Origin of the sequence: Streptomyces sp. NPDC091292 (genome assembly GCF_044757265.1) — a bacterium.
GTDB lineage: Bacteria > Actinomycetota > Actinomycetes > Streptomycetales > Streptomycetaceae > Streptomyces.
This window is the reverse complement of sequence record NZ_JBIVUQ010000009.1, coordinates 275101-288036: the sequence shown is the minus strand read 5'-3', so window position 1 is coordinate 288036 and position 12936 is coordinate 275101. Positions and strand designations below refer to the sequence as shown.

General features: G+C 70.9%; 10 protein-coding genes. 4 read left to right on the top strand and 6 right to left on the bottom strand.

Going from position 1 to position 12936, the window contains the following annotated elements:
* Positions 1-92: 92 nt before the first annotated feature.
* Positions 93-3812: a hypothetical protein gene (locus ACIQNU_RS25225; RefSeq protein WP_401370461.1), complete on the top strand. Its 3720-nt coding sequence runs from the start codon at positions 93-95 to the stop codon at positions 3810-3812.
* Between the two features lie 13 nt (positions 3813-3825).
* On the opposite strand, the gene ACIQNU_RS25220 is transcribed toward ACIQNU_RS25225, so the two are convergent.
* From ACIQNU_RS25220 to ACIQNU_RS25200, 5 genes are all read right to left on the bottom strand, one after another.
* Positions 3826-4923, bottom strand: a complete 1098-nt coding sequence (locus tag ACIQNU_RS25220; RefSeq protein ID WP_401370458.1) for a maleylacetate reductase — start codon at positions 4921-4923, stop codon at positions 3826-3828.
* Between the two features lie 29 nt (positions 4924-4952).
* Positions 4953-6470: a long-chain fatty acid--CoA ligase gene (locus ACIQNU_RS25215; protein ID WP_401370455.1), complete on the bottom strand. Its 1518-nt coding sequence runs from the start codon at positions 6468-6470 to the stop codon at positions 4953-4955.
* Between the two features lie 91 nt (positions 6471-6561).
* Entirely contained in the window at positions 6562-7401 is an 840-nt protein-coding gene (locus ACIQNU_RS25210; protein ID WP_401370453.1) for an ABC transporter ATP-binding protein, read from the bottom strand.
* Positions 7402-7435: 34 nt separating this feature from the next.
* Positions 7436-8278, bottom strand: a complete 843-nt coding sequence (locus ACIQNU_RS25205) for an ABC transporter permease (RefSeq protein WP_401370450.1) — start codon at positions 8276-8278, stop codon at positions 7436-7438.
* Positions 8275-9123 (bottom strand): ABC transporter permease, encoded by an 849-nt coding sequence (locus ACIQNU_RS25200; RefSeq protein WP_401370447.1) that lies wholly within the window; start codon positions 9121-9123, stop codon positions 8275-8277. The genes ACIQNU_RS25205 and ACIQNU_RS25200 overlap by 4 nt, the downstream gene beginning before the upstream one ends.
* Positions 9124-9313: 190 nt before the next feature.
* On the opposite strand from ACIQNU_RS25200, the gene ACIQNU_RS25195 reads away from it, so the two are divergent.
* From ACIQNU_RS25195 to ACIQNU_RS25185, 3 genes are read left to right on the top strand one after another with little or no spacing between them, the layout of a single operon-like run.
* On the top strand, positions 9314-10303 hold the full coding sequence (locus ACIQNU_RS25195; protein WP_401370446.1) for an ABC transporter substrate-binding protein: 990 nt from the start codon (positions 9314-9316) through the stop codon (positions 10301-10303).
* Positions 10300-11310: an MBL fold metallo-hydrolase gene (locus tag ACIQNU_RS25190; protein WP_401370444.1), complete on the top strand. Its 1011-nt coding sequence runs from the start codon at positions 10300-10302 to the stop codon at positions 11308-11310. Before ACIQNU_RS25195 ends, ACIQNU_RS25190 begins: the two co-directional genes overlap by 4 nt.
* Positions 11311-11328: 18 nt before the next feature.
* Positions 11329-12345, top strand: a complete 1017-nt coding sequence (locus ACIQNU_RS25185) for a fumarylacetoacetate hydrolase family protein (protein ID WP_401370442.1) — start codon at positions 11329-11331, stop codon at positions 12343-12345.
* A 69-nt stretch (positions 12346-12414) separates the two neighbouring features.
* Here ACIQNU_RS25185 and ACIQNU_RS25180 read toward each other — a convergent pair whose 3' ends face one another.
* Positions 12415-12891: a MarR family winged helix-turn-helix transcriptional regulator gene (locus tag ACIQNU_RS25180; protein ID WP_401370440.1), complete on the bottom strand. Its 477-nt coding sequence runs from the start codon at positions 12889-12891 to the stop codon at positions 12415-12417.
* Positions 12892-12936 lie beyond the last annotated feature (45 nt).

The window sequence follows — 12936 nt, the reverse complement described above, 5'->3', positions numbered from 1 at the left end:
CGCGAAGTCACCTTGGAGGGCCGGGGCAGGACCGGACGAGGGGGTCCCGTCAGAAACATGAATCGGACCAGGTCAAGCGGGGTGTAGTGACCATGTCACAACAGTTCGATGAGGGTGGGGCGTTCGTCAGTCGAGCGGCCCGCGCGGAGTTCGGCAACATGCTGAACGAGTTGTCCGACAGAGCTGAACAACTGAGCAACTCCGGCCTCTCCATCTGTGCGGCGCAGGTCGGCTTGGATATGAGGACGGTCCAAGAGTGGTGCTCGGGTCGGACGTCCCCGCAGGGCGACAGCACCGAGAAGGTGCGCGAACTGGTGCCCCTTCTTCGGCATGAGGCCGGCGAGGTGGCCGAGTTCGATGACAGATGGGCCCAGAAACTCGAAGCCGCGCAGCGGGAGGGTGACGCCCAGCGGGGTGCCTCGAAGGAGCGGGACGAACGACGGCAGTACATGGCGGGAGTCGGGGCCGAGGCATTCACCGAGCGTCCCCTCCAAGGCCCTGCGGCCGAACTCAAGGACCTCCGCGCGTTCGTCCACTCCCCCGGCAACTCCTCGTACCGCTGGCTGCAGGGGTCGCAGCGGGTCCGGACCTCGATCCTGCTGGCCCGCCTGTTGCTGGAACAGCGCGAGGAGGTCGACATCATCGCCTACTTCGCCTCCGAGACCGAAGGCTGGAACCGCTCCGACCACTTCATGGCCCAGGCGGTGTGCCAGTTGACGAAACTTGCGGGGAGGAAGCCGCCCGCCGCGCAGGAACCCGTCACCGCCGAGCACCTTCAGATGCTGTTCCGTGCCGCAGCCGTTCGCTCGGCCAGGAGGAAGCGCAGACTGCTGGTCGTGGTGGACGCGCTGGACGCCGACGCCGCATGGCCCGGTGGGCCCAGCATCGCGGCCCTGCTCCCCTACGAGCCAGTGCCCGCACAGATCACGAAGCAGGGCGGAAAACGCTCGCTCCGCGTCATCGTGTCGAGCCTTCCCGCCGCCGAGCCACCCACCGACGTACCGGCCGACCACCCCTTACGCAGAAGGGAGTTCGTACGCGCCCTCGACCCCGTGGCGCAGACCGGGGACATCGAGCGTGCCGCCCTGGAGGAACTGGCTCGGCTCGGGGCGTCCGAGGTGGGGCGGACCCTCGTGGGGCTGCTTGCCATGGCCGGGGCAGGTCTGCGTACCGAAGATCTGGCCGCGTTGGCCGGCGTCGACCTCGCCGAGGTCGACCTGTTGCTGGCGCGCGCCCGGGGCCACTTGCTGGACGACCTCGACACCTACGCCTTCGGCACCGACGACCTACTTCACACCGCACGGGAACAGAGCGGGCCCGACCTACGCGCCCACTGCACCGGCCTCCTCCACGCCTGGGCCGACTCCTGGCAGGCGCGCGGCTGGCCCGCCTCCACACCCCCCTACCTCCTGTCGCACTATCCGCGTCAGTTGTGCGAGCCCCGCCGCATCGAGCGGTACGTGCTCGATCCGCGCCGCCAGCTTCGGCTCGTCGCGGACAGCCGGCTCGATGAGGCGCTGGCGCAGCTCGACCTCGTACCGGCCGGGGACGGCGAAGACCTCGGGTCGGCCGCACGCGTGGCCGTCTCCCGTGCCCTGCTGTCCCGGCGCGCCCGCCTCGTACCCAGGCACTTTCCCGAGCTGTTCGCGCTCGCCGGAGACGCCACCCGCGCGCGGGAGCTGGCCCTGTCGGCGCCGGACGACGCGGACAAGGCGGTACGGCTGGCCGATGTCGCCGTGGTTCTCCATGAGGAGGCAGCGGCACGGGAGGCGGCTGAGTGGGCGGTGCGCGCTCTGGCAGCCGCGCCTCTGCTCGCCGAACAGACCCAGCAGTGGGAGGACTTGGCCAAGGCGGGCTTCGCGCTCCACGACTGCGGTCGGCGCGAGGCCGCGCGCCCAGTGCTGCGTGCCGTCCTCTCCTGCGAAGCCGTGGGATGGGCGTCCCGCATCGAGGCCGCGAAGCTCCTCGGTGCGGAGACCACGGACTGGCTCCTCAGGGTGGCGGAACACGCCGAGGCGCTGATCGAGGGTGCGGCCGGGGAGCAGGCCGAAGCCCTGGAGATCTGGGGGGAGTTGATCGAGGAAGGGGTGCTGTCCAGATTCGACCCCAGGTTTCAGGACCTCCTCAAGGACGCCCGACCGCAACCACTCCCCCCGCCGCCGGAACCACCCTCCAGGCCGAAGCAGAAGGGCCCCACAGGTGCCGCCACCATCCGGGACCGCATCGAAATCTTCTGCGCGGACCTGGACCCCTCCACGGACCTCACCCACGTCGACCTCATCGCGCTCGGCGTCAGTGCGTTGATGCCAACCCGTCGCGGCAAGGCCCGCAGCCTGGCGCGGACGGCACGAGAGGAACTGCTCGCCGCCCTCACCGCCCCCGAGACCCGCTCACCCGCCGACCGCGCCCATCTGAGCCTCGAACTCTCCACCACGTTGACCCGCGTCGTACGGGCCCTGCTCGATGTAGATCACGAGACCCCCGCGAAGGACCTTCTGGACGAGGTCCCGGAAGCGCTGCGTACGGATGTGCTGGGCGACGACATCCGGGAACAGGCCCTCACCGTACTGGAACAACAAGCCGCCCCCACGACGGAGACGGACTCCGAACTCCCCGTAATCAAAGAGGCGTTGGAGAAACATCCCGCCCACGGGCGACAGCTCCTCGCCGCCGCCTACGCACGCTGGGAAGGGCATGCGTCCGAGGTGGGCGGCCTCGGGTGGGGGCTGCCGCTGGCCTCGGCGCTCGCCACGACCGGGCACATCGAAGAAGCCGAACGGCTCGCGCGCCGGTCACCGGAACCGGCCGGGCGGGCAGCCGCGTTGGCCGCCGTGTCGACGGGCTGCGCGGTCGGCGGGTACGGCGCGGAGGCAGGCCGGTACGCACGGCAGGCCGCCGCGTCGGCCACGGACCTGCCCGACGACCCGGCCGTACGCGGACTGGTCGCCCAGGCGTTCGCGCACGCCGGTGACGCCGGATCGGCGGAGGCGTGGGCGAGCTGGGAGCGGCCGAGGGGCGAAGTGCGGGAGCAGGTCGAGCGGTCGCGGATCGCCGTGGCCGTGGGTCTCGCCCGCCACGATCCCGAGGCCGCCGCCCGGATCGTGGGAGAACTCCTCACGGAGGCGGACCGGGTGGCCCGCTCACCGCGCCAACGCGGCAGGCTGCTCCCCCGGGTCGCGGAGCTGCTGCTCGCCCTGCCGGATCCACGGCGCCCCGGCCCCGCCCTGTCCGCGACCCTCGCGCGCCTCTGTGCCGGTGAGGCGGAGTCCCTCCAGTCGTGGAACCCGTACACCGTGCTGCTCAACGGCCTGCTCAAGGCGAGCGGGCACTTCCCCGAGGTGCCCTCACTGGGGGACAAACTGGGGCACTGGGAGCGGTACATGGCCTCGACGCCGTTGCCCGACGGCGTGCTGCCCGTCGCGGAGTGGGCCGTCCTGCACGCCTTCCGGGGCGATGTCCGCACCGCGCGGGACACGGCCGCGCGGGCGGGTACACCGGGCGAGCGGGCCGCGGCCCTCGCCGCCGTGGCGGCCTACCTCGCCGGCATCCCGGCCGTCGTCCCCGCCACGGACGGCCGGGCGCCCCAGCGGCGGCGGGTGCTGCGCTTCCTCGCGCTCGCCGATGCCCTGGGCCCGGACGCGTCCCGCGACGAGGACCAGGCCCGCCGTCTCGTACGGGAGGTACTGACGGGCGAGCACTGGCGCGAGCACTGGCGGTACGCGCTCCCGCTGCTCCCCCGCCTTGCCCCGCGATCCGTGCCCCTCCTCGCGGAGCTGGCCTCCGCGCACACCCGCCCCCAGCCGCAGTCCTGACGAGCCCCTGCCGTCATGCGTCCGCGCCGCTGTACGCCCTCCGCAAGAGCGATTCGGCATCCGAGAAGCTCAGGGGACGGGGGTTCGCGTAGGGGTGGGCGACCGTCAGTTCGGCGATTCTGGAGATGTCGGACTTCTTCATGCCCAGTTCCTCAAGGGATCTGGGGGCGCCCAGGGTGCGGGACAGGGTTTGCAGGGCCGCCGGGGCGTCGTGAGTGGACAGGGCTCGGGTGAGAGGGAGCAACTGGGCCTGCGCGGCAGGCGCGTTGAAGGCCAGGGCGTACGGCAGGACCACCGTGTGGGTGGCCGCGTGCGGGAGGTCCAGGGCGCCGCCCAGTACGTGGCAGAGCTTGTGGTGCAGGGACATGGTGGTGGCGCCCAGGCAGGCGCCGCAGAGCCAGGCCCCATAGAGGGCGTCGGCGCGCGCCGCCGGAGCGGAGGGGTTCTCGGCGATGGCCGGCAGGGCCGTGGCGATGCGGCGTACGCCTTCCTCGGCGAGGAGCGCGACGAAGGGGGAGGTGTCCGGTGCGTACAGCGCCTCCGCCGCGTGGGCGATGGCGTTCATGGCGCTGGTGACCGAGTCCACGGTGGGCAGGGAGTAGGTGAGTTCGGGGTCGTAGACGATGGCGCTCGCCAGGACTGCCGGGTCCTTCCCGGTGGTCTTGCGGCCCTGTTCCGTCAGTCCCCAGGTCGGCGTCATCTCGGAGCCCGCGTAGCTGGTGGGGACGGCGATGTACGGGAGGCCGGGGTCCAGGGCCAGCGCCTTGGCGAGGCCCGTCGCGGAGCCGCCACCCACGGCCACGCAGGCGTCGGCCCCGCGCGCGGCGGCCTCCGCGCGTGCCTCGGCGGCGACCGTGACCGGCACGTGCGTACGGGCACCCGCCCAGGTCCCCGCGCAGCGCGCGCCGAGCCGGGCCGCCACGGTCGCGGCGAGGCGGGCGCGGCCGGGCGTCGAGAGGACGAGGACGCGGCTCAGGCCGAGTTCGTCGGCCAGGGACGGCAGTGCGCGCAGTGCGCCGGGGCCGAAGGTCACCCGGGCGGGCGCCGGGCGGTAGGTGAAGGCGAACGGCGCCCCGGCCCCCTCCGCCGGATCCATGTCTTCCGGATCCATCTGTCGCCCCCTCATTCCGTCGCGCCCCCTCATTCCGCCGCCCCGAAAGCCGCCCGTATCTCCGACTTCACGATCTTCCCGGCCGCATTGCGCGGCAGCGCGTCCGTGAACTCCACCGTCCTGGGCACCTTGTACTTGCCGAGCCGCTCCCCCACGAAGGCACGCAACTCCTCGGCGCCGACCTCGGTGACGGCCCCGGTGCCGGGCCTCAGGACCACCACCGCCTTCCCGACCTCGCCCCACTCCTCGTCCGGTACGCCTAGGACCGCGCACTCGGCCACCGAGGGGTGGCGGTAGAGGACGTCCTCCACCTCGGCCGGGTACACGTTCTCGCCACCGGAGATGAACATGTCCTTGACCCGGTCGACGATGGACGCACAGCCCTCGCCGTCGATCACCGCCACATCGCCGGAGCGGAACCAGCCGTCCACGAACGCGTCGGCGGACGCCTCGGGCCGGCCCCAGTAGCCGGGTCCGACATTGGGCCCGGCGACGACCACCTCACCGCGCTCGCCCGGCGCGACCTCGGCCCCGTCGGGCCCGAGGAGCCGTATGTCGGTGAAGAAGTGGGGAACGCCCGCCGAGCCGATCTTCCGGTCGCTCATCTCCTTGGCCAGGCACAGCACCCCCGCGGTCGCCTCCGTCATCCCGTAGCCCTGGACGAAGGACAGGCCCCGGTCGAGGTAGGTCCGGATGAGGGCGCCGGGGACCGGGGCGCCGCCGCAGAGCAGGAGGCGCAGCGAGGAGAGATCGGCGTCGGCCCACCGGGGTGAGGCGGCGATCCGCTGGTACATCATCGGTACGCCGAAGAGGAAGGTGGCCCGGTCCTGTTCGATGGCGTCGAGTACGCGCTCGGGGTCGAAGCGGGGTTCGAGGATCACCTTGCCGCCCTTGAGCAGGGTGGGCAGACAGGTCATGTTCAGCGCGGCGACGTGGAAGAGCGGGGCGGTGACCAGGGTGGTCCCGTCGGACGCGATGTCCATGTCGACGAGCACGTTGTAGCAGTTCCAGACGGTGTTGCCGTGCGTCAGGGCGGCGCCCTTCGGCACACCCGTGGTCCCCGAGGTGTACAGGATGAGGCAGAGGTCGTCCGGCTCCACCCGCTCGTCCAGGGGCTCGCCGGACGCCGCGGTGAGCGCCGCCTCGTAGCCGTCGGTGACGGGGAGCAGACGGATCCCGAGGGGTTCGGTCACCTTGAGCGCCGTCGCCTCGTGCTCGGGTCCGGACACCAGGACCGTCGCCCCGCTGTCCTGGAGCATGTACGTGAACTCGGGTGCGGTCAGGCGGGTGTTCAGGGGGACGAAGACGGCGCCCAGCGCGCTGACGGCGAACAGGGTCTCCAGGAGGGCCGGGTGGTTCGGCCCGAGGTACGCCACCCGGTCTCCCCGCGAGACGCCCAGAGTGTCGCGGAGTACGTGCGCGAGCCGGGTGACGCGCTCGTCGAGTTGACAGTACGTCAACTCCTTTCCGCCGTAGGCGATGGCTACGCGGTCGGGGGTCCTGCGGGCCCGGCGGCGGGGCCAGGACCCGATGCCCTGGTCGTACATCCTCGGTGCAACTCCTTCTGCTGGGACGGGACGACGGGGACGAAGGAAGCCGAAGCCCGCGAGCCAAAGCCCGCGAGCCGAAGCCCGCGAGCTAAAGCACGGGGGCCGACGCCGCCTTCTCCGACGCGTTCCCCGACACGTCCTCCGGCGCCCTCTCCGGTCGCTTGATCGCCCGGTACACATGGGCCCGCAGCCGTGCGAACTCCGGCAGTTCCTTGGTGGTGACCTGGTTGCGCGGGCGCGGCAGCTCGATCTCCAGGACCTCCTGGACCTCGGTCGGCCGGGGAGTGAGGACGACGACGCGGTCGGCGAGGTAGACGGATTCGTCGATGTCGTGGGTGACGAACAGCACCGTGACGCCGTACTCATGGCGCACCCGCAGCAGCAGGTCCTCCAGATCGGCGCGGGTCTGGGCGTCGACCGACGCGAACGGCTCGTCCATGAGGAGGATCTGCGGCTGATACGCGAGCCCGCGCGCGATGGCCACCCGCTGCTGCATCCCTCCGGAGAGCTGCCAGGGGTACCCGTCGATGAATCCGGTGAGGCCGACCGCCTCGACGGCCTGCCGCACCCGTTCACGGCGGTCGGCCCTGCTCAGGCCGCGCTGCCGCAGCAGCGGGAACGCGATGTTCTCGCCGACCCTCATCCACGGATACAGCGAGCGGCTGTAGTCCTGGAAGACCAGGGCCATCTCCTCCGGGGGCTCCGTGACCCGCCGGCCGCCCAGCGTGATCTCGCCCGAGGTGGGTGCGAGCAGTCCGCAGAGCATCTTGAGCAGGGTGGTCTTGCCACAGCCCGAGGGGCCGACGATGCAGACGAACTCGCTGCGCGCCACCTCGAAACTGATGTCACCGACGGCGTGGGTGGCGTCCGCGCCGAAACCGTACGTCTTGGCGAGACGGGAGACCTGGAGCATGGGGTCCTGGAGCATGGGGTCCTCTGCTTTCGGGGGAACGGTCACGGAGTCAGCGGGCGCCGGTCGTGGCGCCCCGGTGCCAGGCGAGGACACGGTTCTCGACCACGAGGAAGAGCGCGTTGAGGAGGTAGCCGACGATCCCCAGCAGGACAATGCCCGACCACATGTCGACAATGGCGAAGGTGCGCTGGGACTGGAGGACGAAGTAGCCGATGCCGTTGGAGCTGGCGACCATCTCGCTCACCACCATGAGGATCACCGCGAGCGACAGGCTGGTGCGCATCCCCGCGAAGATCTGCGGTGCGGCGGCCGGCAGTACGACCGAGCGCAGTTGGTCGTACCGCCCGATGCGGTAGACGCGTCCGGTGTCGACCAGGGTGGGTTCCACACCGCTGACGCCGTCGACGGTGTTCAGGAGGACGGGCCACAGGCACGCCAGGGCGATGAGGAAGATCTTCGAGGTGTCGCCGACGCCGAGGACGAGCATGGCGGGCGGGATGAGCGCGGTCGACGGGATCGCCCGCAGGAACTCCACGAGGGGCGAGGCGATCCGCCGTGCCGTACGGAAGCGTCCGAGCAGTACGCCGACGAGGACTCCGGTCACGACGGCGAGGGCGTAGCCGGACAGGAGCCGGGCGAGGCTGGGCAGTACGTCGGTGCCGAAGCGTTCGAAGAGCCACAGGTCGCCGAAGGCCCGGAGGATGTCGCCGAGCGGCGGGTAGTAGTACGTCCCGCTGCGGTTCGACGCCACCCAGACGACGGCGATCAGCACGATCGGGACCGTGATTTCGAGGACCGTGCCCAGGGTGCGGCGGCTCATGCGGCGGCTCTTGCGGGGGCTCACGCGGGGGCGCGTGCGGCGGTTGATACGCAGGCTCGTGCGGCGGCTCATGCCAGTGTCTCCCGGTGCGAGGGGTGCCAGTGCAGGGCCCGCCGTTCGACCTGGGCGAACAGGGTGTTGAGCGCCCATCCCAGCAGGCCGGTGGTGGCGATCAGTGAGTACATCAGCGCGATGTCCCCGCCCTGGCGCGCTTCGCTGATCGACCGTCCGAGACCGGTCGAGCCGACGATCAGCTCCGCGGTGACGGCGAGGATCAGCGCGGTGGCCGAGGCGATCCGCAGCCCGGTCGCGATGTACGGCACGGTGCTCGGCAGCACGACCCGCAGCGCCCGCCGCGCCCACGGGATGCGGTACGAGCGTGCCGTGTCGAGTTGTACGGGGTCCACGCCCCGCGCCCCGTAGAGCGACTGGATGAGCACCGGCCAGGTGCAGGCGAACGCCACCAGGAACGCCTTGCCCGACAGGCCCGTGCCGTAGACGAGGATGGACAGCGGGATCAGCGCGACGGACGGCACGGGGCGCAGGAACTCGATGACCGGGCGCAGGGCGCGGTACGCCAGTTCGCTGAAGCCGATGAGCATCCCCAGCGGCACGGCGATCACCGTGGCGATGGCGAGCCCGACCGCCCAGCCCTGGAGGGTGCCGGCGACGGCGGTCCAGTAGGCGGGTTCCTGGACGCGGGCGACCAGGGCGTTCAGGACGGTGCTGACCGCCGGGAAGTGGTCGTCGGAGACGAGCCCGGTGCGTACGGCCAGTTCGGCGAGTACGACCACGCCGAGGACGCCCGCCCAGGTCTGGGCCCAGCCGGGCAGCCGGAGACGGCGGGACGGAGGGCGCCGCCCGGTCGCCGGTGCCGGACCGGTGCGGGGTTCGGACAAAGCGTCGTCGCTTCGCATGGCCGCTCCTTGTCGTGCGGTGCCGAGGTGAACCGCAACGTAAGGAACAGCCGAATCCTTGTCAACCTACCTGACAACATTCCTGAGATAAATCAGGAAACCTGTCAACTTCCTTGACACTCAAGAGGGTGCGTGCTGCCATCTGTTCGCATCCCTGGCGACGGCGCCAGGCCGCTCGGAAGGAAGCACGATGAGGAGATTGCGGACTTGGGCCGGCACCGCCCTGCTGGCGCTCGGCGTCTCGGCCTGCGGCTCGGGCGGCGGCGGCCCGTCGGCCCCGGCCGATTCCGGGAAACCCGTCAAGGTCACCGTCGGCCTGCTCTCCGTCGCCGCGGTGGCGCCCGCCTACCTCGGGGACGACCGGGGGTTCTTCCGCGACGAAGGGCTCGATGTCGCGTTCCGCCCCGTCCAGGGAGGCGCCGAGGCGGTGCCCATGCTGATGTCGAACGAGATCCAGTTCAGCTTCGGCAACGCCATCTCGATGGCCTACGCCCAACTCCAGGGCATCGGCACGCAGTTCGTGACCGAGGGCGCGCAGGGCGGAACCGGGCCCAAGGACGCCACGACCGGGATCGTCGTCAGCGGGAAGAGCGGCATCAAGAGCGCCGGGGATCTGGCCGGGAAGACCTTCGGCGTCAACCAGCTCAAGGCGCTCGGTGAGATCACCATCAGGACAGCGCTGGAGAAGCGGGGCGTGGACACGTCCCAGCTCAAGTTCGTGGAGATCGACTTCCCCGAGATGAACGCCGCCCTGGCCAACGGCTCGATCGACGCGGCCTACTCGACGGAGCCCTTCATGAGCCAGGCCCTGGCCGCCGGCAACCGCACCGTCCTGGACGCGGTCGCGGAGACGGCGCCCCATCTGTCGCTCTCCGGGTACTTCACGTCCCAGCAGTACGCCGAGAAGAACAAGGACGTCGTTGCACGCTTCCAGCGCGCGATGAACCGGTCACTGGACTACGCGGCATCGCACCCCGACGAGGTGCGCACCGTCATCCCGCAGCACACCAAGGTTCCCGCCGCGGTGGCGAAGCGGATGAAGCTGCCGCACTGGACGTCCGAACTCAACGTGGACTCGATCCGGCTGCTCATCCGTCAGGGGCGCGCGTACGGACTGTTCAAGAAGGACGTCGACGTGGACGCGCTGCTGGGAAGCGCCGCCCGGACGGGCTCCGAGTGAGCGGCGACCCCTCGGTGACCGCCACCGACGCGCCCGGCACCGACTCGCCCGTCACCGGCACCCGGGTCACCGAGGTCGCCGACGGAGTCTTCGCCTACGTCCAGGACGACGGCGGCTGGTGGGTGAACACCACGGGGTTCGTGGTGGGCGGCGACCAGGTGCTGGCCGTCGACGCCTGCGCCACCGAGCGACGGACCAGGGCCCTGCTCGGCGCCATCGCCGGGACGGCCGCGAAACCCGTGCGCACCCTGGTCAACACCCATTACCACGGGGACCACACACACGGGAACGTGCTCTTCGACCAGGCGGTCATCGTGGGCCACGAGCGGTGCCGCGCCGGTGTGCTGGCAGATCCGGTACTGGAACACACCCCGCCCGTCTTCGCGCCCATGCCGCACTGGGGAGCCGTACGCAAGGCACCGCCCACGGTCACCTTCACCGACCGGCTCACCCTGTGGTTGGACGACCTGGAGGTCCAGCTCCGGCACGTGGGAGGGCCGGCCCACACGGACAGCGACATCGTGGTCTGGCTCCCGCAGCGCGACGTCCTGTTCACGGGCGACCTGGTCTTCAACGGCGGGACACCGCTGCTCATGAGCGGATCGGTCACCGGATACCTGCGGACCCTGGAACACCTCCGGGCCATCGGCGCCACCACCCTGGTGCCGGGCCACGGCACACCGTGCGGCCAGGAGGTCATCGCGCCGCTGGAACGGTACGCCCGACTCGTCCTGGACGCCGCGGCACAGGGCCGGTCGGCGGGTCTGAGCCCGCTGGAGACGGCGCGCGAGCTGGACCTCGGCGAGTTCAAGGACCTCACCGACCCGGAACGGATCGTCCTCAACCTGCACCGGGCCTACCTCGATCTCGACGCCGAGAACGGCGGGGACAGGGACGACGGCCGGGGCCGGGACAAGGGCGGGAACGAGGACGCCTTCGACTACCCGGCCGCCTTCGCCGACACGGTCGCCTTCAACGGCGGCCGACCGCTCCGCTGCACCGCCTGACCTCACAGGAGTCCCCCGATGCGCTTCGTGACCGTGACCGACCCACCCGACCCGACCCCGCCCACCACTCCCCCCGAACATCCCGTACCGGCGGCACCCCACCGCACCGGTCTCCTCCTCGGCGACCGCGTCCGCCTGTTCCCCGAAGGCACGACCCTGCTGGACCTCCTCCACGACCCCGACGGCCTGACGGCGGCCGGCGAGAAACTGAACGCCACTCCCGGTGAGACCGTCGCCCTGACCGGCGTACACCTGGCCGCTCCGCTTCCGCAGCCTCCGACAGTCCGCGACTTCATGGTCTTCGAGCGGCATGTCGAGGGCGTCTCAATGCTCATGGGCGACGGGAGCGGGCCGGTCGACGAGTGGTACGAGATGCCGGCGTTCTACTTCACCAACCCGTACGCCGTGACGGGACCGTACGACGACGTTCCGGTTCCTCCGGGGTGTCAGGTGCTCGACTTCGAGCTGGAGGTCGCGGCGGTCGTCGGGAAGGCGGGGCGGGATCTGACGATCGAGGAGGCCGAGGGGCACATCGCGGGCTACATGATCATGAACGACTGGTCGGCGCGCGATCTCCAGGGCCCGGAGATGCGCGTACGGCTCGGCCCGGCGAAGGCCAAGGACACGGCGACCACGCTGGGGCCCGCCCTCGTCACGGCCGACGAGCTGGCCCCGTACCGCGAGGGCGACTCCTTCGATCTGGGGATGTCGGTGTCCGTGAACGGCACCGTCATCGGCTCTGACCGGCTGACGGGCATGGCGTGGAGCTTCGCGGAGATGGTCGCCTACGCGTCGCGCGGCACCTGGGTCCGCCCGGGGGACGTGCTGGGCTCCGGCACCTGCGGCGGCGGCTGTCTGGCCGAACTGTGGGGGCGCAGGGGGCGGGACGCCCTGCCCTCGATCCAGGTCGGCGATGTGGTGACGATGACCGTGGAACAGCTCGGCACGCTCCGCAACACCGTGGTGCCCGGCGTGGCACCGCACCCGCTCGCGCCGCGCACCCGTCCACCGCACCGGGTTGCCCGACCCCATTGAATCAGGTAACCTGATACTCGTCAGGCTACCTGACAGGGAAGGAGGGTGCCATGCGAGCCGTGCAGGGCGTCAGACCTCCGCGAAACCAGCCCCGAGCATCCGCACACAGCTCTTCAGGTCGGCCAGCAACTGCTCACGGCCGTGCGGTGTCAGCTCGCGCAGCATCTGGCTCTCCACGACATCGACCGCCTCTTCGCAGGCGGCCAGGGCCTCGGCACCGACGGGGGTCAGCGTGATACGGATCAGCCGGCCGTGCGAGCTGTCGGCCTCCCGGCCCACATAACCCTTGCCCTCCAGGACCTTGACGACCTCACTCATCGACTGCGGGGTCATGAAGGTCCGGCGCGCGAGCTGGGCGTTGGACTGTCCGGCCCGCGCGCCGAGTTCGAACAAGGTGGCGTACTGAGGGGTGGTCAGCCCGTACGGGCGTACCGCCTCGTCGAGCTGGCGGCGCATCGCGCGCTCAAGGCGCCCGATCACATAGGTCACCCGGGGCTGCTGTCGGGGCGCCGGGACAGCAACACGGCGCGCTTCTTCGTCAGTCACGCCGTCGAGAGTATCAGTTTCTTGTCAACCTCTTGTCAGTCTCTT

What these genes read in the sequence shown, in the direction of transcription:
- ACIQNU_RS25195 (WP_401370446.1), top strand. Translation starts at nt 9,314, where the DNA reads ATGAGGAGATTGCGGACTTGGGCCGGCACCGCCCTGCTGGCGCTCGGC.
- ACIQNU_RS25215 (WP_401370455.1), bottom strand. Translation starts at nt 6,470, where the DNA reads ATGTACGACCAGGGCATCGGGTCCTGGCCCCGCCGCCGGGCCCGCAGG.
- ACIQNU_RS25225 (WP_401370461.1), top strand. Translation starts at nt 93, where the DNA reads ATGTCACAACAGTTCGATGAGGGTGGGGCGTTCGTCAGTCGAGCGGCC.
- ACIQNU_RS25200 (WP_401370447.1), bottom strand. Translation starts at nt 9,123, where the DNA reads ATGCGAAGCGACGACGCTTTGTCCGAACCCCGCACCGGTCCGGCACCG.
- ACIQNU_RS25220 (WP_401370458.1), bottom strand. Translation starts at nt 4,923, where the DNA reads ATGGATCCGGAAGACATGGATCCGGCGGAGGGGGCCGGGGCGCCGTTC.
- ACIQNU_RS25205 (WP_401370450.1), bottom strand. Translation starts at nt 8,278, where the DNA reads ATGAGCCGCCGCACGAGCCTGCGTATCAACCGCCGCACGCGCCCCCGC.
- ACIQNU_RS25210 (WP_401370453.1), bottom strand. Translation starts at nt 7,401, where the DNA reads ATGCTCCAGGACCCCATGCTCCAGGTCTCCCGTCTCGCCAAGACGTAC.
- ACIQNU_RS25185 (WP_401370442.1), top strand. Translation starts at nt 11,329, where the DNA reads ATGCGCTTCGTGACCGTGACCGACCCACCCGACCCGACCCCGCCCACC.